The sequence below is a fragment of the Pseudomonas viciae genome, assembly GCF_004786035.1.
GTDB lineage: Bacteria > Pseudomonadota > Gammaproteobacteria > Pseudomonadales > Pseudomonadaceae > Aquipseudomonas > Aquipseudomonas viciae.
Genome location: NZ_CP035088.1, coordinates 5,455,364 through 5,478,649 on the forward strand (window position 1 = coordinate 5,455,364; position 23,286 = coordinate 5,478,649).

The 23,286-nt window shown below is 60.4% G+C and carries 23 protein-coding genes and 1 pseudogene; 10 read left to right on the plus strand and 14 right to left on the minus strand.

Translation table 11 applies throughout. The annotated features are described in order from the left end of the window. Window positions 1-12: 12 nt before the first annotated feature. The 7 genes from recO to lptF form a co-directional block, all read right to left on the minus strand. Window positions 13-702 (minus strand): DNA repair protein RecO, encoded by a 690-nt coding sequence (gene recO / locus EPZ47_RS24125; RefSeq protein ID WP_135847024.1) that lies wholly within the window; start codon window positions 700-702, stop codon window positions 13-15. Window positions 703-869: 167 nt separating this feature from the next. Then, entirely contained in the window at window positions 870-1,772 is a 903-nt protein-coding gene (gene era, locus EPZ47_RS24135) for a GTPase Era (RefSeq protein WP_135847025.1), read from the minus strand. After that, window positions 1,765-2,454 carry a ribonuclease III gene (rnc, locus tag EPZ47_RS24140; protein ID WP_135847026.1) on the minus strand — a complete coding sequence of 230 codons (690 nt, stop codon included), beginning with the start codon at window positions 2,452-2,454 and terminating at the stop codon, window positions 1,765-1,767. Before rnc ends, era begins: the two co-directional genes overlap by 8 nt. Window positions 2,455-2,638: 184 nt before the next feature. Beyond that, window positions 2,639-3,493: a signal peptidase I gene (gene lepB / locus EPZ47_RS24145; RefSeq protein ID WP_135847027.1), complete on the minus strand. Its 855-nt coding sequence runs from the start codon at window positions 3,491-3,493 to the stop codon at window positions 2,639-2,641. Window positions 3,494-3,498: 5 nt separating this feature from the next. Further along, on the minus strand, window positions 3,499-5,298 hold the full coding sequence (gene lepA / locus EPZ47_RS24150; protein WP_135847028.1) for a translation elongation factor 4: 1,800 nt from the start codon (window positions 5,296-5,298) through the stop codon (window positions 3,499-3,501). A gap of 199 nt (window positions 5,299-5,497) precedes the next feature. After that, window positions 5,498-6,559 carry an LPS export ABC transporter permease LptG gene (lptG, locus tag EPZ47_RS24160; RefSeq protein WP_135847029.1) on the minus strand — a complete coding sequence of 354 codons (1,062 nt, stop codon included), beginning with the start codon at window positions 6,557-6,559 and terminating at the stop codon, window positions 5,498-5,500. Continuing rightward, complete coding sequence (gene lptF, locus EPZ47_RS24165; protein WP_135847030.1) at window positions 6,552-7,673, minus strand: LPS export ABC transporter permease LptF; 1,122 nt, start codon at window positions 7,671-7,673, stop codon at window positions 6,552-6,554. The genes lptG and lptF overlap by 8 nt, the downstream gene beginning before the upstream one ends. Before the next feature lie 316 nt (window positions 7,674-7,989). Here lptF and EPZ47_RS24170 point away from each other — a divergent pair, with 316 nt between their 5' ends. The 5 genes from EPZ47_RS24170 to rlmF all read left to right on the plus strand — a co-directional run bounded on the left by EPZ47_RS24170 (window position 7,990) and on the right by rlmF (window position 14,586). Then, window positions 7,990-9,480: a leucyl aminopeptidase gene (locus EPZ47_RS24170; RefSeq protein WP_135847031.1), complete on the plus strand. Its 1,491-nt coding sequence runs from the start codon at window positions 7,990-7,992 to the stop codon at window positions 9,478-9,480. A 60-nt stretch (window positions 9,481-9,540) separates the two neighbouring features. Continuing rightward, complete coding sequence (locus EPZ47_RS24175; protein ID WP_135847032.1) at window positions 9,541-9,969, plus strand: DNA polymerase III subunit chi; 429 nt, start codon at window positions 9,541-9,543, stop codon at window positions 9,967-9,969. Between the two features lie 7 nt (window positions 9,970-9,976). After that, window positions 9,977-10,342 (plus strand): DNA polymerase III subunit chi, encoded by a 366-nt coding sequence (locus EPZ47_RS24180; RefSeq protein ID WP_135847033.1) that lies wholly within the window; start codon window positions 9,977-9,979, stop codon window positions 10,340-10,342. Window positions 10,343-10,520: 178 nt separating this feature from the next. Then, a complete protein-coding gene (locus EPZ47_RS24185; protein WP_135847034.1) occupies window positions 10,521-13,367 on the plus strand; it encodes a valine--tRNA ligase in 2,847 nt (948 codons plus the stop codon). Window positions 13,368-13,560: 193 nt separating this feature from the next. Next, on the plus strand, window positions 13,561-14,586 hold the full coding sequence (rlmF, locus tag EPZ47_RS24190; protein WP_135847035.1) for a 23S rRNA (adenine(1618)-N(6))-methyltransferase RlmF: 1,026 nt from the start codon (window positions 13,561-13,563) through the stop codon (window positions 14,584-14,586). 175 nt (window positions 14,587-14,761) lie between these two features. Here rlmF and EPZ47_RS24200 read toward each other — a convergent pair whose 3' ends face one another. Further along, window positions 14,762-15,043 (minus strand): HU family DNA-binding protein, encoded by a 282-nt coding sequence (locus EPZ47_RS24200; protein WP_007905514.1) that lies wholly within the window; start codon window positions 15,041-15,043, stop codon window positions 14,762-14,764. Between the two features lie 395 nt (window positions 15,044-15,438). Between EPZ47_RS24200 and yejK the strand changes: the two genes are divergently transcribed. The 3 genes and pseudogenes from yejK to EPZ47_RS30955 form a co-directional block, all read left to right on the plus strand. Then, window positions 15,439-16,443, plus strand: a complete 1,005-nt coding sequence (gene yejK / locus EPZ47_RS24205) for a nucleoid-associated protein YejK (RefSeq protein ID WP_135847036.1) — start codon at window positions 15,439-15,441, stop codon at window positions 16,441-16,443. After that, entirely contained in the window at window positions 16,443-16,799 is a 357-nt protein-coding gene (locus tag EPZ47_RS24210) for a glutaredoxin family protein (protein ID WP_135847037.1), read from the plus strand. The genes yejK and EPZ47_RS24210 overlap by 1 nt, the downstream gene beginning before the upstream one ends. A gap of 110 nt (window positions 16,800-16,909) precedes the next feature. After that, window positions 16,910-16,993 (plus strand): annotated as a pseudogene (locus EPZ47_RS30955) (hypothetical protein); the annotation flags it as partial. 569 nt (window positions 16,994-17,562) lie between these two features. On the opposite strand, the gene EPZ47_RS24215 reads toward EPZ47_RS30955, so the two are convergent. The 5 genes from EPZ47_RS24215 to EPZ47_RS24235 form a co-directional block, all read right to left on the minus strand. Continuing rightward, on the minus strand, window positions 17,563-18,501 hold the full coding sequence (locus tag EPZ47_RS24215; RefSeq protein ID WP_135847038.1) for a glutathione S-transferase family protein: 939 nt from the start codon (window positions 18,499-18,501) through the stop codon (window positions 17,563-17,565). Between the two features lie 79 nt (window positions 18,502-18,580). Continuing rightward, window positions 18,581-18,904 carry a GIY-YIG nuclease family protein gene (locus tag EPZ47_RS24220; protein WP_135847039.1) on the minus strand — a complete coding sequence of 108 codons (324 nt, stop codon included), beginning with the start codon at window positions 18,902-18,904 and terminating at the stop codon, window positions 18,581-18,583. A gap of 41 nt (window positions 18,905-18,945) precedes the next feature. Continuing rightward, window positions 18,946-19,416 (minus strand): nuclear transport factor 2 family protein, encoded by a 471-nt coding sequence (locus EPZ47_RS24225; RefSeq protein WP_003178340.1) that lies wholly within the window; start codon window positions 19,414-19,416, stop codon window positions 18,946-18,948. 87 nt (window positions 19,417-19,503) lie between these two features. After that, window positions 19,504-20,808, minus strand: coding sequence for a CynX/NimT family MFS transporter (locus EPZ47_RS24230; RefSeq protein WP_135847040.1), 1,305 nt, complete (start codon window positions 20,806-20,808; stop codon window positions 19,504-19,506). A gap of 36 nt (window positions 20,809-20,844) precedes the next feature. After that, on the minus strand, window positions 20,845-21,504 hold the full coding sequence (locus EPZ47_RS24235) for a FadR/GntR family transcriptional regulator (protein ID WP_135847041.1): 660 nt from the start codon (window positions 21,502-21,504) through the stop codon (window positions 20,845-20,847). 161 nt (window positions 21,505-21,665) lie between these two features. Between EPZ47_RS24235 and EPZ47_RS24240 the strand changes: the two genes are divergently transcribed. Next, window positions 21,666-21,977, plus strand: coding sequence for a type II toxin-antitoxin system MqsR family toxin (locus tag EPZ47_RS24240; RefSeq protein ID WP_135847042.1), 312 nt, complete (start codon window positions 21,666-21,668; stop codon window positions 21,975-21,977). Further along, complete coding sequence (locus EPZ47_RS24245; protein ID WP_135847043.1) at window positions 21,974-22,456, plus strand: type II toxin-antitoxin system MqsA family antitoxin; 483 nt, start codon at window positions 21,974-21,976, stop codon at window positions 22,454-22,456. Before EPZ47_RS24240 ends, EPZ47_RS24245 begins: the two co-directional genes overlap by 4 nt. Window positions 22,457-22,512: 56 nt before the next feature. On the opposite strand, the gene EPZ47_RS24250 is transcribed toward EPZ47_RS24245, so the two are convergent. Further along, window positions 22,513-23,277 (minus strand): amino acid ABC transporter ATP-binding protein, encoded by a 765-nt coding sequence (locus EPZ47_RS24250; RefSeq protein WP_003178331.1) that lies wholly within the window; start codon window positions 23,275-23,277, stop codon window positions 22,513-22,515. Window positions 23,278-23,286 lie beyond the last annotated feature (9 nt).

Consider the following 23,286-nt stretch of genomic DNA (forward strand, 5'->3'; position numbering starts at 1 on the left):
CATACGGGTTGATCAGGGCTTGCGAAACAGCTCGCGACTGACCAGCGGCCGACCACCCAGATGAACCGCCAGGGCCTGGCGCATCAGACGCTTGGCCGCAGACAACGCGCCCGGCGCACTCCAGTCCGCCTCGGCCATGGCCAAAAGCTCGGCACCGTTGAACAGCCCGGGTTGCAACAGGTAGACCTGCTCCAGGCCGGCATCCACCTGCAAGCGGTACAGACCGTCTGCTGCGATAGGCTCGCCGTGCAAGTCGGTGTTCAGGGCGAACCCGTAGCCGAGGTCGTCCAGCAACCGCCATTCGAACGAGCGCAGCAGCGGCTCCAGCGCACGGCCTTCGGCCAGGGCCTGCAGCGTGGCGGCGTAATGGTCGAAGACGGCGGGATGGGGATCTTCGGCGGGCAGCAGGCGGATCAGCAATTCATTAAGGTACAAACCGCTGAACAGCGCCTCGCCATTGAGCCACGCCGCGACGCCGTTGCTTTCCATGCGCCCGACGTTCTTCAACTCGCCCCGACCGCGGAATTCGACTTCCAGCGGCACAAACGGCCGCGCCAGCGTCCCGGCCTTGCCCCGCGCGCCCCGCAACACCGCCCGCAGCCGACCTTGCGGCGTGAGGAAATCCACCAGGGCGCTGCTTTCGCGGTAGGCGCGTGAGTGCAGGACGTAGGCGGGTTGGGCGATGGGTTGGGTCTGGGACATGGAAACGAAGTCTCACGGGCCGAGCACAATTTATAAACAACATAAAACCAATGTGGGAGCGGGCTTGCTCGCGAAGGCGGTGTGTCAGTCAACATAATCGTTAACTGACACACCGCCTTCGCGAGCAAGCCCGCTCCCACAAGGTCGGTGGTGTGCCGCTGGACGAGTTACAGGTCGCCGTAACCCAGCGACCGCAACGCCCGCTCATCATCGGACCAACCGCCCTTCACCTTGACCCACAGGTTGAGCATGATCTTGGAGTCGAACAGCAGCTCCATGTCCTTGCGCGCTTCGGTGCCGATGCGCTTGATGCGCTCGCCCTTGTCGCCAATGATGATTTTCTTCTGGCCGTCACGTTCGACGAGGATCAACGCATGAATGTGCAGAGTCTTGCCCTGTTGCTTGAACTCTTCGATCTCGACCGTGATCTGGTAGGGCAGCTCGGCGCCCATCTGGCGCATGATTTTTTCGCGCACCAGTTCTGCGGCGAGGAAACGGCTGCTGCGGTCGGTGATCTGATCTTCCGGGAAGAAGTGATCGTTTTCCGGCAGGTGCTCGGCAATCACCCGCTCCAGCGCCTCGAGGTTATGCCCGTGCTGGGCAGAGATCGGAATGATCTGGGCGTTCGGCAGCTGTTCCTGCAACCAGGACAGGTGCGGCATCAGCTCAGCCTTGTCTTCGATGCGGTCGGTCTTGTTCAGTGCCACGATCAGCGGACCGGTCACGTACTGGACGCGTTCGAGGACCATCTGGTCTTCGTCGGTCCACTTGGTGCGATCGACCACGAAGATCACCACGTCGACGTCTTTCAACGCCGCCGAAGCGGTCTTGTTCATGTAGCGGTTCAAGGCCTTTTCGCCGCCCTTGTGCATGCCCGGGGTGTCAACGTAGATCGCCTGCACGGCGCCTTCGGTCTTGATGCCCAGCATGTTGTGGCGAGTGGTCTGGGGCTTGCGCGAGGTGATCGCCAGCTTCTGGCCCAGGATGTGGTTCAGCAGCGTGGACTTGCCCACGTTCGGCCGGCCGACGATGGCGACATAGCCGCAGCGGGTGACGGTTGTATCAGTCATTGCCATTCTCCACGCCCAGGGCAATCAGTGCTGCGGCGGCCGCTACCTGTTCGGCAATACGACGACTCACACCCTGACCTCGGCTTTTTTCATTCAGTAGGACAACTTCGCATTCGACGAAGAACGTTCGGCAATGCGGCTCGCCCTGGATATCCACCACTTCGTAGCGCGGCAGTTCGCAACTGCGCGATTGCAGGAATTCCTGCAGTCGGGTCTTTGGGTCCTTGTTGGTGTCCACCAGCGTCAGGCTGTCGATCTCGGAGGTCAGCCAGGCCAGCACGCGCTCGCGCGCCATCTCCATGCCCGAGTCCAGATAGATCGCGCCAATCAACGCCTCCAGGGCGTCGGCCAGAATCGACTCGCGACGGAAACCGCCGCTCTTCAATTCACCGGACCCCAGGCGCAGGTATTCGCCCAGGTCAAAACCACGGGCCAGCACGGCCAGGGTCTCACCTTTTACCAATCGTGCGCGCAAACGCGACAGCTGGCCTTCGCGGGCCAACGGGAAACGCTCGAACAGCGCCTCGCCAGCCACGAAGTTGAGGATGGCATCACCGAGGAACTCCAGGCGTTCGTTGTTGCGCCCGGCAAAACTGCGGTGAGTGAGGGCCAGGACCATCAGTTCCTGGTCCTTGAAGGTGTAGCCGAGCTGACGCTCGAGACGACTTAGAGAAGCGCTCACGGTTTACCCACGCTGAGTTCGTGGCTGGATTCCACCGCCACGGCGGCAAGGCACCGTTGGCTTGGGACAATTAACGCTGTGTTCAAAAATAACGTCCTGAGTATCGTTGGCTTCATGCCTTCGGGCAGCCTTGTACGGGCTCCAGAAATGCATTCGGCGCTGTGTTCAACAGCGCCGTGTGTGATTACTTGATCAGGCCAACCCGCGAAAAATTCGGCAGGTGACTGAGTTTGGGTTCCGGCCAGCTCATCCAGACCGCGAAGGCCTTGCCGACGATATTCCGGTCGGGGACCATGCCCAGCATGTCCTTGGGAATGTTTGGATCATCCCAGTAACGGCTGTCGTTGGAGTTGTCACGGTTGTCGCCCATCATGAAATAGTGCCCGGCCGGCACGGTCCACGAGCGGTCCGGCGCGGCGCGGTAGCGGCTCATTTCCTTGCGGATCAGGTGTTCGGCCTCACCGAGTTTTTCCTGGTAGAGCTCAGCGCTGCCCAGGGTACCCGGCTCGGAGCCGATCAGTTGTTCGGCCACCAGTGCACCATTGACGAACAGGCGCTTGTCGGCGGTGTAGCGGATCGAGTCGCCCGGCAGGCCAACGACACGCTTGATGTAGTTGACGTTCGGGTCGCTCGGGAAGCGAAACACCATCACATCGCCGCGTTGCGGGTCACCGACCTCGATGACTTTCTTGTCGATCACCGGCAGGCGGATCCCGTAGGAAAACTTGTTCACCAGGATAAAGTCGCCTACATCCAGGGTCGGCTTCATCGAGCCGGACGGGATCTGGAACGGCTCCACCAGGAACGAGCGCAGCACCAGCACGATGAACAACACCGGGAAAAACGACTTGCCGTATTCGACCAGCAGCGGTTCCTTGTTGAGTTTTTCGACCACCACCCCATCAGGCTGGCTGACGCTGCCCTGATAAGAGGCAATGGCCGCCCGGCGCCGAGGCGCCAGGAACAACAGATCAAGCAACGCCAACAGGCCGCAGACGAACACGGCGATAACCAGCAACAGCGGGAAATTTAGCGACATAGGACCTAACTATCCAACCTGAGCACCGCAAGGAAGGCTTCCTGTGGAATTTCCACATTACCGACCTGCTTCATGCGTTTTTTACCGGCCTTCTGCTTTTCCAACAGCTTGCGCTTACGGCTGACGTCGCCGCCGTAGCATTTGGCCAATACGTTCTTTCTGAGCGCCTTGACGGTTGTACGCGCCACAATCTGCCCGCCAATGGCGGCCTGGATTGCCACGTCGAACATCTGCCGCGGAATCAGTTCCTTCATCTTCTCGGTCAATGCACGACCTTTGTAGTGCGCGTTGTCACGGTGCACGATCAATGCCAGGGCATCGACCTTCTCACCGTTGATCAGCACATCCAGCTTCACCAGATTAGCCGATTGGTAACGATCGAAATGATAGTCCAGCGAAGCATAGCCGCGACTGGTGGATTTCAGGCGATCGAAGAAATCCAGTACCACTTCGTTCATCGGCAGGTCGTAGGTCACCTGGACCTGCGTGCCGAGGAACAGCATGTCGTGCTGTACACCACGCTTCTCGATACACAAGGTAATGACGTTGCCCAGGTGTTCCTGAGGCACGAGGATGTTGGCCCGCACGATAGGCTCGCGCATATCCTCGATGGCCGACAGGTCCGGCAGCTTGGACGGGTTGTCGACGTAGATGGTTTCGCCGTTCTTGAGCAGCAGCTCGAAGATTACGGTAGGCGCCGTGGTGATCAGGTCCAGGTCGTACTCGCGCTCCAGGCGCTCCTGGATGATTTCCATGTGCAGCATGCCCAGGAACCCGCAACGGAAACCGAAGCCCAGGGCGTCGGAGCTTTCCGGGGTGTATTGCAGGGACGAGTCGTTCAGCGTCAGCTTTTGCAGGGCCTCGCGGAAGTCTTCAAAGTCGTCGGAGCTGACCGGGAACAGGCCGGCGTAGACTTGCGGTTGGATCCGTTTGAAACCTGGCAGCACATCGACGTCGGGGGTGGAGCTCAAGGTCAGGGTGTCACCAACCGGCGCCCCGTGGATGTCCTTGATGCCGGCGATGATGAAGCCCACTTCACCGGCCTTCAGGTCGACGGTGGCAGTGTGTTTCGGGTTGAATACACCGACGCTGTCCACCAGGTGGATCTTGCCGGTGGACTTGACCAGGATCTTGTCGCCCTTCTTCACGCGGCCATGGCGCACGCGAACCAGGGAGACCACGCCCAGGTAGTTGTCGAACCAGGAGTCGATGATCAACGCTTGCAGCGGATCTTCGATGTTGCCGGTCGGCGCGGGAATGGTGGCCACCAGGCGTTCGAGCACTTCGTCCACGCCCAGGCCGGTCTTGGCGCTGCAGGTGACCGCGTCGGTGGCGTCGATGCCGATGATTTTCTCGATTTCTTCCTTCACGCGGTCCGGATCGGCCTGGGGCAGGTCGATCTTGTTCAGCACCGGCATGACTTCCAGGCCCTGCTCGATGGCCGTGTAGCAGTTGGCAACCGACTGGGCTTCGACGCCCTGGCCGGCATCGACCACCAGCAAGGCACCTTCACAGGCCGCCAGCGACCGGCTGACTTCATAGGTAAAGTCGACGTGGCCCGGGGTATCGATGAAGTTCAGCTGATAGGTGACGCCGTCGCGGGCCTTGTAGTAGAGGGTAACGCTGTGGGCCTTGATGGTGATCCCGCGCTCACGCTCGAGGTCCATGGAGTCCAGGACCTGGGCTTCCATTTCGCGCTCTGCCAGGCCACCGCACATCTGGATGAAGCGATCAGCCAGCGTCGACTTGCCATGGTCAATGTGGGCGATGATGGAGAAATTGCGGATATGACTCAAATCACTCACGGATCAACACTCAAAAAGGCTGCAGGCATGGCCCGCCGAAAAATAGCCGGGAATTGTACCTGATACACCGCGCAAGTGGGAGCAAAGCTTGCTCGCGAAACAGCCACCTTAGTTTCTGAAAGACCGCATCGCCTGTGTCGCGAGCAAGCTTTGCTCCCACATAGCCTTGCTCCCACAGCCCCCTGCTACAGGTGCGCGATCAACCCGCCCGACGCAGCAACCAGAGCCCGGCCAGTGCGCAGACAGCAGCCGGTACCAGCACCGCGAACAGCGGCGAGAAACCGAACACCAGGCTCGACGGCCCCAGCAAATCCTGGGCAATACGGAAAGTGAAGCCCACCAACACACCGGTAAATACCCGTTGACCGAGGGTCACCGAACGCAGCGGGCCGAAGATGAAGGAGATCGCCATCAGCACCAGGGCGGCGGTGACCAGCGGTTGCAACACCTTGACCCAAAAAGCCAGCCAGTAGCGGCCATTGTTCAGGCCCTGGTCCGCCAGGTAGTGGATATATCCCCACAAACCCGTAATCGACAGGGACTCCGGCGCCATCACCACGGTGCTGAGCAATTGCGGGCTGATCGACACGTCCCAACGCTCCTGCGGGGCGGCGACCACTTCGGTGCGCTTGTCATGGAACAAGGTGGTGGTGACATCGTTCAGTTGCCAGTGATCCTCGGCAAATTTGGCGCGCTTGGCGAAGCTCGACGACAGCATGTGCCGCTGCTCGTCGAAGCGATAACGGGTCACGCCATAGAGGATGCCATTGGGCTGGACCGAGTTGATGTGGATGAACTCATCGCCCTGGCGGTGCCACAGGCCATGCTTGGCGCTTTGCGCGTCGCCGCCGCCCTGGGCCAGGGAACGGTTGGCCTGGGCGGTATTTTCGGTGGCCGGGGCGATGTATTCGCCGATCAACACACCCACCAGCATCAACACCAGCATCGGCTTCATCACCGCCCAGACGATCCGACCAATGGACACACCCGCGGCGCGCATGATGGTCAGCTCGCTGTTGCTGGCCAGGCTGCCCAGGCCGATCAGGCAACCGATCAGTGCGGCCATCGGCAACATGTCGTACAGACGCCGCGGCGCAGTGAGCAGTACGTAGCTCGCCACGTCCGTCAGGGTGTAGGTGTCGCTGACGTCGCTCATTTCATCGATGAAGGCAAACAGGGTCGCCAGGCCAAGGATGATCCCCAGCACCGCAAGGATCGCCATGAACACGCTGCTGCCGATGTAGCGATCGAGCTTAACCACGGGCCACCTCCAGCACGCTGCGGCGACTGGCCAGTTTCAAGCGTAGTGGCTCCCAGTAGAGCAAGCCCAGGCCGATGGCCAGGAAGATCGAGTGCACCCACCACAAGCCCAGGGTCGGCGGAATCTTGCCTTTCTCCAGCGCACTGCGAGCAGAAATAAGGATGGTCAGGTAAGCCATATACAGAAGAATCGCCGGCAGCAGCTTGAGGAAACGACCCTGGCGCGGGTTGACTCGCGACAGCGGGACCGCCATGAGGGTCACGATGAACACCAGCAGCGGCAGCGACAGGCGCCATTGCAGCTCGGTGCGCGCACGGATGTCATCGCTGCCCAGCAGGCTGGCGGTGGGCATCGCGTCACGGTCGGTGACTTCGTCGCTGACCTCAGGCTTGGGCAGCAGCACGCCATAGGTGTCGTACTTGATCGCCCGGTAGTCGGCCTGGCCCGGTTTGCCGTCGTAGCGGTAGCCGTTTTCCAGGATCAGGTAGCGGTTGCCGTCCGGGTTGATTTCCTGGCGGCCCTTCTCAGCCACCAGCACGGAAATGCCGCGATCCTTTTTAGTATCGGAAGACAGGTTCTTTTGCGTGATAAAGACGCCGCCCAGGTTGATCCGGTCGTCCGAGAGCTGTTCGGTGTAGGTGACCCGGCTACCGTCGCGCAGGGCCTGGAAACGACCCGGCACCAGGGTGTCGAATTCGGTCATGGCGTCCTGCTGGTTGATCAGCAGTTGGAACTGGTTGGCGCCCTGGGGCGACAGGCTCAGGCTCAGCCAGGCCACGACCAGCGCCACCAATGTGGCCGGGAACAGCGTGATGCGAAACAGGCGCTGCTGGCTCATGCCGGTGGCCGACAGCACGGTCATTTCGCTGTCCAGGTACAAGCGGCCGTAGGCCAGCAAAATGCCAAGGAACAGCCCCAGCGGCAGGATCAGTTGCAGGAAGCCCGGCAGGCGGAACCCCATGATCAGGAACAGGGAGCCCGGGTCCAGGGCGCCGGAGGCCGCCTGGGCGAGGTATTTGATGAAGCGTCCGCTCATGATGATGACCAGCAGCACGGCGCTCACGGCACTCAAGGTCAGCAGGACTTCGCGGGATAGATAACGAAAGACGATCAAACCAGACACTCCAGGGTTGTCAGGCTAAGGCGGCCAAACAAGCAAACGTATCGAGCCGGCCCGCCAACGCGAACCGCCGAAAAAAGAGCCGCATTATCCTGTGATTGGAGGCGCCTGTCACTGCGCACGCTTTAAACCGCTGCTTAAAGCCGCAAAGTTAGCGTTGCCAGTGGGGTTGTCAGGCTCGGGCGCCGGGGTTCAAACTGCGGCCTTTGTCGCCGGCAAACACCGGCGCTTCTTTTATATAGAAGAAGCTCGCGCAGCGCGCCATCGTCTCGGCGCCTGGCATCTTGATCATTGACTCAGGGATCCGGACATGGAACTGGTTGTAAAAAGCGTCAGCCCAGAAACGTTGAAAACCGCCACGCTGGTGGTCGCCGTCGGTGAAAATCGCAAACTCGGCGTGGTCGCCACCCAGCTCGATACCCTCAGCGGCGGCGCCCTCAGCGCCGTGCTCAAGCGCGGCGACCTGGCCGGCAAAGTCGGCCAGAGCCTGTTGCTGCACAACCTGCCCAACCTCAAGGCCGAGCGCGTGCTGCTGGTGGGCGTGGGCAAGGACGCCGAACTGGGCGACCGTGCGTTCCGTAAAATCATCGCCGGCGTGCTGGGCACCCTCAAGGGCTTGGGTGGCGCTGATGCCGCCCTGGCGCTGGACGAGGTGGTGGTCAAGGGCCGCGACAGCTACGGCAAGAACCGATTGCTGGCCGAGACCCTGGTGGACGGCGAATACCAGTTCGACCAGTTCAAGAGCCAGAAAGCCGAACCCCGTGCCCTGAAAAAAATCACCCTGCTGACCATCAAGGCCGCCCAGGCCGAAGTCCAGCGCGCCGTGACCCACGCCACCGCGATTGCCAATGGCATGGCTTTCACTCGCGACCTGGGCAACCTGCCGCCGAACATCTGCCACCCAACGTTCCTCGGCGAACAGGCCAAGGCACTGGGCAAGGAGTTCAAGGGCCTGAAGGTCGAAGTCTTTGACGAGAAAAAAATCAAGGACCTGGGCATGGGTTCGTTCTACTCCGTCGGCCAGGGCAGCGCCCAGCCGCCGCGCCTGATCGTCATGCAATACAACGGCGGCAAGAAATCCGAGAAGCCTTACGCGCTGGTCGGCAAGGGCATCACCTTCGACACCGGTGGCATCAGCCTCAAGCCCGGTGCCGGCATGGATGAAATGAAGTACGACATGGGCGGCGCCGCCAGCGTGTTCGGCACCCTGCGGGCCGTGCTCGAACTGCAGCTGCCGATCAACCTGGTGTGCATCCTGGCCTGCGCCGAGAACATGCCAAGTGGCACGGCCTCGCGCCCGGGCGACATCGTCACCACCATGAGCGGCCAGACCGTGGAAATCCTCAACACCGACGCCGAAGGCCGCCTGGTGCTGTGTGACGCCCTCACCTACTCCGAGCGCTTCAAGCCGCAAGCAGTGATCGACATCGCGACCCTGACTGGTGCCTGCATCGTCGCCCTGGGCTCCCACACCTCGGGCCTGCTGGGCAACAACGACGAACTGATCGGACAATTGCTCAGCGCCGGCCAACAGGCCGACGACCGCGCCTGGCAACTGCCGCTGTTCGATGAGTACCAGGAACAACTGGACAGCCCGTTCGCCGACATCGCCAACATCGGTGGCCCGAAAGCCGGGACCATCACCGCAGCGTGCTTCCTGTCGCGCTTCACCAAGAACCTGAACTGGGCGCACCTGGACATCGCCGGCACGGCCTGGACCAGCGGCGGCAAGGACAAGGGCGCCACCGGCCGTCCGGTCCCCCTGCTGACCCAATACCTGCTGGACCGCGCCAAGGCCTGACACCGATGACCGTCGTTGGCGTCACCCTCAGGTGGCGCCATCGGCGGCTCAGGAACTGCAATGACCAAAGTCGATTTCTACATCCTGCCCAGCGCCGATCCGTCGGCGCGGCTGGATTTCGCCTGCAAGCTCACCGAAAAGGCTTGGCGCATGGGCCACCGCATCTACCTGCATTGCAGCGATGCCGCCCAGCGCGAGGATTTGGACGCACGCTTGTGGGCCTTCAAGGGCGAAAGCTTCGTACCCCACGGCCCGGCGGAAAGCGAACCCGAGGGGTTGATCGTGCTCGGACTGGGGGATGACTGCGGTCAGCACCAGGACCTGCTGGTCAACCTTGATCTGAAAGTACCGGCCTTTGCCCAGCGTTTCGCCCGTGTGGCGGAAGTGGTGGTGGAAGACCCGGCCATCCGTCAAGCCGCGCGGGAGAGTTTCCGTTTCTACCGTGAACAGGGCTATCCTCTGCAAGACCACCGTTTACAGCGACTCTGAGCCTACGATGGACACTCCAAAAACGCCGCAAAAACCCGCGCACTTGCTGGACGACCTCGAGTCGATCCGCCAACTGCTCGGCGACGACAACCTGCAACCACCGCTGCTGACCGATACAGTGGAGCACGAGCCCGTCCACGACGAACAGATTCCCCTGCTGTTCGAGCCGGTCAACGGCCAACCCCAACCCAAACCTGCCGCCAAGGCCGAGCCCAAAGGGCCCGACGCCCTGCTGCACCTGGACAGCGAACTGCGCGCCGCCGCGCAATTGATCATGCAAGACGTCATCGACGACTTCGCCCCGCATATCGAGACCGAGATCAAGCGCCGACTGGATGCGCGGATGGAGCGGTTGTTGAGTCAGTACGAGTAACCCGTTCTACCCACCGAATAACCCTGTGGGAGCGGGCTTGCTCCCACATTGCTTAACTGTGTTCACAAACTATCCGTCGGGCTGCTCGCTTACAGCTTGCCGCTTGTGGCTTGCATCTCCCCCGCCCGCTATACTTCCCGGCTTTTCCTGAATAAATGCCAATAGGGTCCCGCCGCGCATGGATAAGACCTACCAGCCGCACGCCATTGAAACTTCCTGGTACAACACCTGGGAGTCCGAGAATTATTTCGCTCCGCAAGGCGCGGGCGATTCCTACACCATCATGATCCCGCCGCCGAACGTCACCGGCAGCCTGCACATGGGCCACGGCTTCAACAACGCGATCATGGATGCCCTGATCCGTTTCCGCCGCATGCAAGGCCGTAACACCCTGTGGCAGCCGGGCACCGACCACGCGGGTATCGCCACGCAGATGCTGGTGGAGCGTCGCCTCGAAGCCCAGGGCCAGAATCGCCATGACCTGGGTCGCGAGAAATTCCTCGAGAAAGTCTGGGAATGGAAAGACGAGTCCGGTGGCAACATCAGCCGGCAGATCCGTCGCCTCGGCTCGTCCGTGGATTGGAGCCGCGAGCGCTTCACCATGGACGATGGCCTCTCGGAAGCGGTGAAAGAAGCCTTCGTGCGCCTGCATGAAGACGGCCTGATCTATCGCGGCAAGCGCCTGGTCAACTGGGACACCAAGCTGCACACGGCGATTTCCGACCTCGAAGTGGAAAACCATGACGAGAAAGGTTTCCTGTGGAACCTGAAATACCCGCTGGCCGACGGCGCGAAAACTGCCGAGGGCAAGGATTACCTGATCGTCGCCACCACGCGCCCGGAAACCATGCTCGGTGACGCCGCCGTGGCAGTGAACCCGAATGACGAGCGCTACCAGGCCCTGATTGGCAAGTTCGTCGAACTGCCGTTGGTCGGCCGGCGCATCCCGATCATCGGCGACGACTACTGCGACCCTGAATTCGGCACCGGCTGCGTGAAAATCACCCCGGCCCACGATTTCAACGACTACGAAGTCGGCAAGCGCCACAACCTGCCGCTGCTGAACATCTTCGACAAGAACGCCAATGTTCTGCCCGCCGCCCAGGTGTTCAACCTCGACGGCACCCTGAACGAAAGCGTCGACGGCCAGATCCCGGCCGAATACGCCGGTCTCGACCGCTTCGAAGCGCGCAAACAGATCGTTGCGGCGTTCGACGCCGCCGGCCTGCTGGTCAGCGTCGACGACCACGGCCTGAAAGTCCCGAAAGGCGACCGCTCTGGCACCATCATCGAGCCGTGGCTGACCGACCAGTGGTACGTGTCCACCAAGCCGCTGGCCGAGCCGGCAATTGCCGCCGTGGAAGACGGTCGCATCCAGTTCGTGCCCAAGCAATACGAAAACATGTATTTCTCGTGGATGCGTGACATCCAGGATTGGTGCATCAGCCGTCAGCTGTGGTGGGGCCATCGAATCCCAGCCTGGTACGACGAATCGGGCAAGGTCTACGTCGGCCGCGATGAGGCCGAAGTCCGTGCCAAGCACAACCTCGGCCCGGACGTAGCGCTGCAACAGGACAACGACGTACTCGACACTTGGTTCAGCTCGGGCCTGTGGACCTTCTCCACCCTGGGCTGGCCGCAACAGACCGAGTTCCTGAAGAAATTCCACTCCACCGACGTACTGGTCACCGGTTTCGACATCATTTTCTTCTGGGTCGCCCGGATGATCATGATGACCATGCACTTGATGAAAAACGAGGACGGCACGCCACAGGTACCGTTCAAGACCGTTTACGTCCATGGTCTGGTGCGCGATGGCCAGGGCCAGAAAATGTCCAAGTCCAAGGGCAACGTCCTCGACCCGCTGGACATCATCGACGGTATCGACCTGGAAACCCTGGTACAGAAACGCACCTCCGGCCTGATGCAGCCAAAACTGGCGAAAAAGATCGAGAAGGCCACCCGCGAAGAGTTCGCCGAGGGCATCGCCAGCTACGGCACCGACGCCCTGCGCTTCACCTTCTGCTCGCTGGCGTCCACCGGTCGCGACATCAAGTTCGACATGGGCCGCGTCGAAGGCTATCGCAACTTCTGCAACAAGATCTGGAACGCCGCGCGCTACGTGCTGGACAAAGGCGAAGACTGCGGCCAGAACGGCGAAGCCTATGAACTGACCCTGGCCGATCGCTGGATCATTTCGCAGCTGCAACGCACCGAGGCCGAAGTGACGCGCCAGCTCGATCAGTTCCGTTTCGACCTGGCGGCACAGGCCTTGTACGAGTTCATCTGGAACCAGTATTGCGACTGGTACCTGGAACTGTCCAAGCCTGTACTGTGGGATGAAAACGCACCGGTCGAACGCCAGCGCGGCACCCGCCGTACCCTGGTGCGCGTATTGGAAGTGGCCCTGCGCCTGGCGCATCCGTTCATGCCGTTCATCACCGAGGAAATCTGGCAGCGCATCGCACCGCTGGCCGGCGCCCAAGGCAAGACGATCATGCTGCAACCTTGGCCGGTGGCCAACGAAACCCGCATCGATCCGGCGGCCGAAGACGACATCGAATGGCTCAAGACCTTCATGCTGGGCCTGCGTAACATCCGCGCCGAAATGAACATCGGCCCGGGCAAACCCCTGACCCTGTTCCTGAAGAACGCCAGCGCCGAAGACCTGCGCCGCCTCAACGAAAATGAGGCGCTGCTCAAGAAACTGGCGAAGCTCGAATCGGTGACCGTCCTGGCGGCCGGCGAAGAAGCGCCGTTGTCCGCTACCGCCCTGGTCGGCGAGATGGAAGTGCTGGTGCCGATGGCCGGCCTGATCGACAAGGCCGCCGAATTGGCGCGCCTGGACAAGGAAATCCTGCGCCTCAAAGGCGAAGTGCAGCGGGTCGGTGGCAAGCTGTCCAACGCCGGCTTCGTCGACAAGGCCCCGGCCGAAGTCATCGAGAAGGAACGGGCCAAACTGGCCGAGGCCGAACAGGCCTTGGGCAAGCTGGCCGAGCAGCACGCGCGGATTGCCAGCCTGTAACGGTGGCTCGCAATGAAGAAGGAGGTCCTGATGGACCTCCTTTTTTATGCCTGGCACTTTTTCCCAAACAATGAAGACCCCTTGTGGGAGCGGGCTTGCTCGCTCCCACATTTAAACCGCGCAGTCATCAAGACAGGGCTGGATGTGGGACAATACCCGCCACTTTTTGAACCCTCCCCGAATCGACCCGCCCATGACCGCCCCCCGCACACCCAAACCTGCACGCCAAAAGCCCAAACCCGCCACCGAGGCCAAAGCCGTGGCACCGCGGGAGAAGGCCAGCCTGCACCCGCGCAACCGCCACCAGGGCCGTTACGACTTCCCGGCGTTGATCAAGTCCACGCCTGAATTGGCCAAGTTCGTGATCATCAATCCGTACGGCAAGGAAAGCATCGACTTCGCCAGCCCCGAAGCCGTGCGAGTATTCAACCGGGCGCTGCTCAAATCCTTCTATGGCATCGCCCATTGGGACATTCCGGCCGATTACCTGTGCCCTCCGGTGCCAGGCCGTGCGGACTACGTGCACTTCCTCGCCGACTTGCTCGCCAGCCACAACGACGGTGAAATCCCGCGCGGGGCGGCGGTCAAGGTGCTGGACATCGGCACCGGCGCCAACTGCGTCTATCCGCTGATCGGCCATAGCGACTACCGCTGGCACTTCCTGGGCTCGGAGATCGACCCGACGGCCATCGCCTCGGCCAAGGCCATTGTCCAGTCCAACGGCTTGAACAAGGTCATCCAGTTGCGTCAGCAAGCCAATCGCAAGCACATCCTGCTGGGCTTGCTGGAGGACGCCGAGCGGTTCGACCTGACGATGTGCAACCCGCCGTTCCACGCGTCGCTGGAGGAAGCCACCAAGGGCAGCCAGCGCAAATGGCGGGCGCTGGGCAAGGCCGATCCGAAACGCAAGCTGCCGGTGCTGAACTTTGGCGGTCAGGCCGCCGAACTGTGGTGCGAGGGCGGGGAAGCCCGGTTCGTGACGCAACTGATCAGCGAAAGCGCACAGCTTGCCCGGCAAGTGCTGTGGTTCAGCACGCTGGTGTCGAAGGCGTCGAACCTGCCGGCGATTCAGGCCGCGCTGAAAAAGGCCGGCGCACTGCACAGCCAGGTGGTGGAAATGTCCCAGGGGCAAAAGCAGAGCCGCTTCGTGGCCTGGACCTTCCAGACTGAGGAGCAACAGCAAGCTTGGCGCCAGTCGCGGTGGGCCCGCAAGAACTGAGTGGGAGCTCGGCTTGCCCGCGATGAAGGTGACTCGGTTTCAGAAAGATCGCATCGCCTGTGTCGCGGGCAAGCCTTGCTCCCACAAACTCCCCTCGCCACAGGCCCCTTTATCCAAGACAACAAAAAACCGTGCCCGGATCACTCCGCGGCACGGTTTTTTTATTGCAGCAGTCTTACTTGTTGACCGCGTCGGTCAGGCCTTTGGCCACAACCAGCTTGATCACTTTCTTGGCAGCGATTTCGATGGCAGCGCCAGTCGAAGGGTTACGGCCAGTACGGGCAGGACGCTCGGTGACTTTCAGCTTGCCGATACCTGGCAGAGTGATTTCGCCGCCATTTTCCAGCTGATCGGCAACGATTTGGCCCAGTTGGTCCAGAGCGTTACGCGCGGTGGTTTTCGGCGCGTCGATTGCTTCAGCGATGTCAGCGATCAGTTGGTCTTTAGTAAGAGCCATGTAGTGTTCCTTCCCTATCAAATTCATATGGATTGCAGAGTGCAGTGTCAGCCATCGAGCCCGATCTCTCTTGATCAGGCACCCTCGGCAATCACCACGACGGATCGGGGTAATAGATGCCGAAAACCGGGTTTGGTTCGACCTGACAAATGCTGAATGCACGCTTAACGCAGTGACTTCGCGTAAGACCGGGCAAAACTAGCACAGAGCAGGGGAAATATCCGCTTCTAGCTACCCATTTGGTCAGGTTTCTTGCGCTAAAACGGTAAAAAATTGCATATGGGCTGTCGCAAGGGTCTGAAAGGGCCTTTGCAAGGTTCCAAAACCAGTGATTGCGGTACACTGGGCCTTTTTTGGGGAGCGCCCCCTCCTCTCTTTCATCAGCCGAGAAACCCATGCCGATCCGTCATTGCATCGTCCACCTGATCGACAAAAAACCCGACGGCACACCCGCAGTGCTCCATGCCCGCGACTCTGAACTGAGCGAGTCCACGGCCATCGAGAACATGCTCGCCGACCTTAACGAGAGCTACAACGCCAAACAAGGCAAGGCCTGGGGCTTCTTCCATGCCGAATCCGGGGCACATCCGTTCAGCGGCTGGCTGAAGGAATACCTGGAGGGTGGCAAGGATTTCACCGCCTTCAGTCGCGTGGCGGTGGAACACCTGCAAAAGCTGATGGAAGAGTCCAACCTGTCGGTGGGCGGCCACGTGCTGTTCGCGCATTATCAACAAGGCATGACCGACTACCTGGCCATCGCCCTGCTGCACCACAGCGAAGGCGTAGCGGTGACCGATGAACTGGACGTGACCCCGTCCCGGCACCTGGACCTGGGCCAGTTGCACCTGGCGGCGCGGATCAACGTGTCGGAATGGCAGAACAACAAGCAATCCAAACAGTACATTTCCTTCATCAAGGGCAAGAACGGCAAGAAAGTCTCGGAGTACTTCCGCGACTTCATCGGCTGCCAGGAAGGTGTCGACGGCCCCGGCGAGACCCGCACCCTGCTCAAGGCCTTCAGCGACTTTGTCGAAAGCGAGGACCTGCCGGAAGACGACGCTCGAGAAAAAACCAAGACCCTGGTGGATTACGCCAGCAGCCAGGCCAAGCTCGGCGAGCCGATGGGCCTGGAAGAGCTGTCCGAACTGATCGACGAAGATCGCCCGAAAGCCTTCTACGACCATATCCGCAACAAAGACTACGGGCTGTCGCCGGAAATCCCGGCGGATAAGCGCACCCTCAACCAGTTCCGCCGCTTCACCGGCCGCGCCGAAGGCCTGTCCATCAGCTTCGAAGCGCACCTGCTGGGCTCCAAGATCGAATATGACGAAGAAGCCGGTACGTTGATCATCAAGGGTCTGCCGACGTCGCTGACCGATCAGCTCAAGCGGCGTAATTGATGCTCGGTGGGGTACTGAAGAAGTTTCTGCTGGTTCTGCTGGTGGTGGTGACTTACCAGAACTGGGGCAAGATCGAGCGGGTGTTCAACCCGTCGCAGATGCTGCCTGAACAGATCCGGGCCGATGCCCGGGTCGTGCTGTATGTCACCGACTGGTGCGGTTACTGCAAGGCGACCCGACGATTCCTGGATGAGAAAGGCGTGCCGTTTCGCGAGTTCGATATCGAGAAGGATGCCCAGGCGCGCAAGGCCTACGAGGCGCTGGGCGGTCGGGGAATTCCGATCCTCGATGTGAATGGCACGTTGATTCGTGGGTATGAACCGGAGAACATTCTCAAGGCGTTGTCTGCTTTATAGTTCTGGTGCATTTTCAACGGGAGCAGCACGAGCGGTTCAATCAGCCCCGCAACAACGATCTTCAACCTGCAAGGTCTGATTCCTCCCAACGCGGCACACCTGGTTCTTTGCGAGCTGTCTACGACCACATCCGCAACAAGGACTACGGGTTGTTCCCGGACATCCCGGCGGATAAACGTACCCTCAACCAGTTCGGCAACGACCGACGGCATGTGGAGTTGAATCTGCGCAACCTCAAAACTACCCTGGGGCGTTAAGTACTTAGCCGCAAGAAATAAAAACTTAATAGCGAATCATCATAAAAAACTGTCGACCCTGACAGTACCCCCTCCTCAAGCTACTGCATAACTTAATATTAAGAGGAATTTCATCCCTCTTAATATTAAAACTCAGAGCAACCGGAGAAAAAAATGACTCTTACAGCCCCCGCTTTTACTAGCCCCGCACCAAATAGTAGAGGAAATAATCCTCCTTACGTCACTGGTAGGGGTCACCCATATAGTGCAGTAACCATTTGGGAAAGCAACACCAACGCCACTCTGGGAACCGCTATTTGCAATGTAAATGGAGATTTTGCTACCACGTTAGATCTCGCTCAAGCAAGCCACCAAAATCCTGGCGCGGTGTTAGTGATCGGTGGAATCTGCACGACTCCCACGGACTCGTCGGGTTATGCCACAGACTTAATGTTCTACCTTTGAACAATAAAAAATCTGGGGTTGCCCTTAGAAACAAGGGCAACTCCTCGTAATCTAACCAACATTCACGTTTTCGAAAAAAATTTGAAGCCTAGCCTTGGAAAGTGCACATGCACCACCCCGCCACGTTCGTCTTCGCGACGCAGAATCAATTCTTCGCTACCCGCAAACAACAACTCCCCAGCCACCGGATCGACGCCATAGTCCGTCGCGGCGATGGTCACCTGCTGCCCTGCCGTGAACCCGTTCGGTTCATCGAACGACTCCTCCGGCAGCGCTGCCGGTGTCGCGTTGCGGGCAACGTCCAAGGCTTCTTCGGCACTCATCTGACTCGACGCGCCATGGCCGAAACCCAGCACTCGCGTGAACCACGCCGAAACAGCCGGATACGCGTCCACCAGCGGCGAAGTTACCGGGGTGCCCTTGAGGAACCACAGCGGATGGGCCATGGCGAAGTCGGCAATCGACGGATCACCCAACAGGAAATCGCCCTCCTCGCGCTGCAACTGTTGCTCCAGGCGGGCCATGATCGTCGGCCACTGGTGCTTGGCCTGATCGGCGGGCAAGCGCGTGGTCGTGCCGCCACTGAACAGCCCGGCGCGGTCGCTGATGAACGCCTTGATGGCTTCAGGCGATAGCTTGGCGAAACGCACCGCCACCGACTCAGGCTGGAACACCAGGCTCACGGCATGCTGGAACACCACCGAGTCGGCCCAGGCAGCAAAGGATGCAGCCAGCATCTCCCGACCTTCGGGGAACAGGGCCGGCGAGGCTTTTTCCTGCTCCAACCGACGGGCGATCAGCGACGTATCGCAATAGATATCCGCGCCGATCTGCAATACCGGTGTCTTGCGATAGCCACCCGTCAGTGCCGTCAGGTCAGGCTTGGGCATCATCGGCGGGATACTCACCGAACGCCAGGACAGGCCCTTGAAGCCCAGCAACAGCCGGGCTTTTTCCGCGAAAGGAGACGTCGGGTAATGATGAAGAATCAACTCTGGCATGGGATTGGCCACTGCTGGGAGGAAGTCCCGCAGCTTAGCGCGCCATGGACGCAGCGCCCACCCTCCTGATAAAGACTTATCAGTGCGGCTGATGGAGCTGCGTGGCACTCGCCACCAGGCATTCCTTGGCGCTTTTCCTGAGCTTTTTGATCAGTCGCTCCTGGCGCAGGGCTTCGCCCTTGTCGCGACAGGCTTCGGTGTACACCAGCGCCACCGCCGGGCTCGAGAGAAAGAAGCGCGCGCCCTTGCCACTTTGATGCTTGGCGAAACGCCGCACCGGGTCATCACTGATGCCGCAATACAGCGAGCCGTTGGCGGCCCGCACCAAGTAGACGAACCAGGGCTTGCCCGGTTCGGTCGTGGCTTGCACAGGCAGATCGGAAGATGGATTGGTGGTCGTCACGACAGGTTCAACGGGCGCAAAGGAAACAAGCCGCGATCTTATCAGCGACTGGCCTGGAACGCCCGCAGCCCCTTGAGCGCCTGGGCCCTGACGGCGTTGCGCACCAGCGGCGTCCAGCCCAGCAGCAGCCCTTTGGTGCCCAACGCCTGACGGGACCAACGCCACAGGTCAAAGCTGTCATGGTGCTCGCAGATCTTGCCGTCGCGAAAAACGAACCGCGCCTGGATGTCATTGATCACGACGTTACCCGTCTGGCTGAACAGGTAGGTCGCCACCCAATGAGCTCCACCGGTACGCTCATCGCTGCGCACGTTATCGAAGGTCAGGGAGAAATCCTTGGCCCGGGTGGTGAGCATGCGCCACATGTCACCGGCATCACGTCCACGCAATTCACCAAACGCCGGGTCGCTGAACACCACATCGTCGGTGTAGCAAGCGCTCATCGCTTCGGCGTCCAGGCGCTGGAAGGCCTGGTAAAAGCGGGTGATCAAGGCGTTATGGGCATCACTCATGGACAGACTCCGAAATTCGCTTCAATAGGCCTGCACGATAATCTGCCACAGCAGGGAAGACTATCGTCATTCGCCATGAAAATGACATCAACGAAGATCGGTAACTTTTTCGCTGCTGACCCCCACGTACAACGCCCGACCTGCGCCGATGCCCGCGATGATCGCACCGAGGCCAATCAGACCGAAGATCCAGCCCAAGGCATTCCAGCCGCCGGTCACGTCGTGGACTACGCCCACCGCGAACGGCCCCAGCGACGCCAGCGTATAACCAAAGCCCTGGGCCATGCTGGAGAGGTTCGCGGCCACATGGGCGTCTCGCGAACGCAGCACGATCAGCGTCAGCGCCAAGCTGAACGTCGCGCCCTGCCCCAGGCCGAGCAGGATTGCCCAGCCCCACAAACCTTCGAGCGGCGCATAAAGACAACCGAACAGCCCGCCCAGCGCCATGAACATGGCGATCACGATGGCCAGGCGCTGGTCCTTGCCACGCGTCGCCAGCCAGGGTGCCGCCAGAGAACTGATCAACTGCACAATGACTGAGCCGGACAGCACCAACCCGGCCTGGGTCGGGCTCAGGCCCCGGCCAATGAGGATCGACGGCAGCCAGCCAAACACGATGTAGGCCAGGGACGATTGCAACCCCATGTACAACGTCACCTGCCAGGCAAGGGGATCGCGCAGCAAGCCGCGAACCCGATACGCCACCTGGTGGGCACCGTGTTTCTGGCCCACTTGCGGCAACCAGAACACTGCCGCCAGCAGCGCCGGAACTACCCAGAAACCCAGGCCCAGGGTCCAGCTGTGGCCCAGGTGCTCGCTCAATGGCACCGTTGCCCCGGCCGCCATCGCCGCGCCCAGACACAGCGCCATGGTATAGACACCGGTCATGGCACCGGCCTGTTTGGCGAAGTCGCGCTTGACGATGCCCGGCAGCAGCACGCCAATCACACCGATGCTCGCACCGGCCAGGATGCTGCCCGCGAACAGGCCGGCCTGGCCGAATGAGCTGCGCAAAATGATCCCGCCAGCCAGCGTCAGCAAGATCCCCAGCACCACGCGCTCAGCCCCGAAGCGCCGCGCCAACACCGGCGCCAGCGGCGCGAACAGCCCCAGACAAAGCACGGGCAGCGTAGTCAGCAAACCGGCTTGGGCAGCCGACAGGCCAAGGCTTTGTGAAACCTCGCCGAGCAACGGGGCCATGCTCGACAGCGCCGGACGCAGGTTCAGCGCCACCAGGATCAACCCCAGCAGCAACAGCCAAGGCCTGCACACCAAGGGCTGGCTCCGCTGGGCCTGCTCATCATCGGCCTCGGCGTCGATCAACAGTTGTTCAAGTTCGGCGGTGCGTTTGGGCGTCGTCGAGTGGGTACGGTCAAGCAGATCGCGGGACATGGAAAACTCGAGTTCAGGGCTCAGGATTTCAAGAGCTCAGGGTTCATTGATCAACTGGCGGCACAGGGCCTTGGCCCGTTGCGGATCCTGTTGCTCGACGGCTTCAAGGATTTCGACGTGTAGGTCGAACACATGTTGATGGCGCGGGGTGATGTTGAGGCTCTGGCGCAACTGTGCGCCGATGACGCTGGAAAAGTAGCGATAGAGCTCACTGAGCGCAGGGTTGTGCGCGGCATCCACCAGGAGGCGATGGAACACCAGGTCGCAGGCAATGTAGTGCTCCAGGTCGCCGTGGTAATGCTCACCGCTGTCCTGCAGCGCCTGGCGCAAGGCAATCAAGTCTTCAGCGGTGCGTCGCAGCGCGGCCAGGCCGATGGCCTCGACCTCCAGGATATGCCGGGTTTCCCGGGCCTGCTCCAACGAACAGCGCGACAACACCTTGAGGGTATCCAGCGGATCAACCACCGCCCGCACGTAGCTGCCGTCGCCCTGGCGGATCTCGATCAACCCGGAAAACGCCAGCACACGCATAGCTTCGCGCACGGTGTTGCGGCTGATACCCAGCTCCGCCACCAGCTCCGGTTCGGTAGGCAGGCGCTGGCCGACAGCCCACACGCCGTCGCTGATGCGCCGCCGCAATTGCTCCAAGGCCTGATCAACCAGGGAGCGCTTTATTAATGGAGAAATGTCTGACATCGGATTCGCCTTTTCATCCAATCATAGGATGAATTTCCTGACATGTTAGTCAGCTTCGCGTAGGACGGCAACCGCCTAGGGTCAATGGAGGGAAGAAGCAGAATTTTCGATTAGTCAAAATTACCCTTATAGGGTAATTTAAGGATAAGACACAGGGCTTTATGGACAAGAGCACACCTCATTACGATATGGCTGTGATCAAGGCGGACATCAAGCGGCTTGGAAGAAACGCTTTTACCACCACTGCAAAAAAAACCGCGTGGACGCTTGGCTTGAACGTTTCGGACATGTTGGAGGTTGTTTGTGAGCTTGAGCGCAAGCAGTTCTACAAATCCGTGACGACCTACGACGATCATCGGGTTTGGCATGACGTCTATCGCACCCACTCACACGGTCTGGAGATTTACATCAAAGTGACCTACCGCCCAAGCGGAGGCCCACCGGTAATTTCATTCAAGGAGAAAAACCCATGAAGACTCAACAGTGTTTCAGCTGTGGTGCTCCGCAGGGCATGCTGCATTTCGAAGGCCGCGCAGAAACCCTGTGCGTCAAGGGACTGGAGCGCCGGGTCGATGATTTGTCTGGCTGGGAATGCCTGATGTGCGGCGAGGTCGAGCTCGATACCAGTTGCTCGGATCGCTATACAGATGCGGGAGATGAGCTGGTCACCGCTGCCAGGAAGATGATCGGCGAAGAAATGAAACGCATCCGTCGCAAACTGCACTTGTCTCAAAAAGAAGCGGTGGCATTGTTATCAGGCGGCGGCCACAACGCGTTTTCCCGCTATGAGCGCGGCGAGGTACTACCACCAAAAGCATTGACGTTGCTGATGCGCCTGCTTGACCGTTACCCGCATTTGCTTGCAGATGCACAGGCGTTAGCTGAAGAAACGGACTTGAGAAAATTCAGGACAACGGTGCACAAAGAGCACGAAACCCTCACGAATCATTGAACCTGCTGCAAAAAATAAACCCGGACAAGTCCGGGTTTATTTCACTGCCTAAGGGATCAATGCAGGATCTGGCTCAGGAACAGCTTGGTGCGGTCGTTCTGCGGGTTGTCGAAGAAGTCGTTCGGCGCCGCCTGCTCGACGATTTCGCCCTTGTCCATGAAGATCACGCGGTTGGCCACGGTACGGGCAAAGCCCATTTCGTGGGTTACGCAGAGCATGGTCATGCCGTCTTCGGCCAGGCCGATCATGGTGTCCAGTACTTCCTTCACCATTTCCGGATCGAGGGCCGAAGTTGGCTCGTCGAACAGCATGATTTTCGGCTTCATGCACAGGGCTCGGGCGATGGCTACACGCTGTTGCTGACCGCCGGAGAGCTGGCCCGGGTACTTGTGCGCCTGCTCTGGAATGCGCACGCGCTCCAGGTAATGCATGGCGATTTCCTCGGCCTTGCGCTTGGGCATCTTGCGTACCCACATCGGCGCCAGGGTGCAGTTCTGCAGAATGGTCAGGTGCGGGAACAGGTTGAAGTGCTGGAACACCATGCCGACTTCACGGCGGATCGCTTCGATCTGCTTGAGGTCGTTGGTCAGTTCCACCCCGTCGACCACGATGCGGCCCTGCTGGTGCTCTTCCAGGCGGTTGAGGCAGCGGATGGTGGTGGACTTGCCGGAGCCCGATGGGCCGCACAGCACGATACGCTCGCCCTGCTTGACGTTCAGGTTGATGTCTTTCAACACGTGGAACTGGCCGTACCACTTGTTCACGCCCTGCATCTGAATAATGCCTTCAGGGCTCACAGGCTGTTTGATCGCTTCACTCATGAGTCAACT

What these genes read in the sequence shown, in the direction of transcription:
- rlmF (WP_135847035.1), top strand. Translation starts at nt 13,561, where the DNA reads ATGACCGCCCCCCGCACACCCAAACCTGCACGCCAAAAGCCCAAACCC.
- EPZ47_RS24180 (WP_135847033.1), top strand. Translation starts at nt 9,977, where the DNA reads ATGGACACTCCAAAAACGCCGCAAAAACCCGCGCACTTGCTGGACGAC.
- EPZ47_RS24175 (WP_135847032.1), top strand. Translation starts at nt 9,541, where the DNA reads ATGACCAAAGTCGATTTCTACATCCTGCCCAGCGCCGATCCGTCGGCG.
- EPZ47_RS24245 (WP_135847043.1), top strand. Translation starts at nt 21,974, where the DNA reads ATGAAGACTCAACAGTGTTTCAGCTGTGGTGCTCCGCAGGGCATGCTG.
- era (WP_135847025.1), bottom strand. Translation starts at nt 1,772, where the DNA reads ATGACTGATACAACCGTCACCCGCTGCGGCTATGTCGCCATCGTCGGC.
- EPZ47_RS24250 (WP_003178331.1), bottom strand. Translation starts at nt 23,277, where the DNA reads ATGAGTGAAGCGATCAAACAGCCTGTGAGCCCTGAAGGCATTATTCAG.
- EPZ47_RS24215 (WP_135847038.1), bottom strand. Translation starts at nt 18,501, where the DNA reads ATGCCAGAGTTGATTCTTCATCATTACCCGACGTCTCCTTTCGCGGAA.
- EPZ47_RS24185 (WP_135847034.1), top strand. Translation starts at nt 10,521, where the DNA reads ATGGATAAGACCTACCAGCCGCACGCCATTGAAACTTCCTGGTACAAC.
- EPZ47_RS24200 (WP_007905514.1), bottom strand. Translation starts at nt 15,043, where the DNA reads ATGGCTCTTACTAAAGACCAACTGATCGCTGACATCGCTGAAGCAATC.
- EPZ47_RS24170 (WP_135847031.1), top strand. Translation starts at nt 7,990, where the DNA reads ATGGAACTGGTTGTAAAAAGCGTCAGCCCAGAAACGTTGAAAACCGCC.
- EPZ47_RS24235 (WP_135847041.1), bottom strand. Translation starts at nt 21,504, where the DNA reads ATGTCAGACATTTCTCCATTAATAAAGCGCTCCCTGGTTGATCAGGCC.
- EPZ47_RS24230 (WP_135847040.1), bottom strand. Translation starts at nt 20,808, where the DNA reads ATGTCCCGCGATCTGCTTGACCGTACCCACTCGACGACGCCCAAACGC.
- EPZ47_RS24225 (WP_003178340.1), bottom strand. Translation starts at nt 19,416, where the DNA reads ATGAGTGATGCCCATAACGCCTTGATCACCCGCTTTTACCAGGCCTTC.
- EPZ47_RS24210 (WP_135847037.1), top strand. Translation starts at nt 16,443, where the DNA reads ATGCTCGGTGGGGTACTGAAGAAGTTTCTGCTGGTTCTGCTGGTGGTG.
- lepB (WP_135847027.1), bottom strand. Translation starts at nt 3,493, where the DNA reads ATGTCGCTAAATTTCCCGCTGTTGCTGGTTATCGCCGTGTTCGTCTGC.
- yejK (WP_135847036.1), top strand. Translation starts at nt 15,439, where the DNA reads ATGCCGATCCGTCATTGCATCGTCCACCTGATCGACAAAAAACCCGAC.
- recO (WP_135847024.1), bottom strand. Translation starts at nt 702, where the DNA reads ATGTCCCAGACCCAACCCATCGCCCAACCCGCCTACGTCCTGCACTCA.
- EPZ47_RS24240 (WP_135847042.1), top strand. Translation starts at nt 21,666, where the DNA reads ATGGACAAGAGCACACCTCATTACGATATGGCTGTGATCAAGGCGGAC.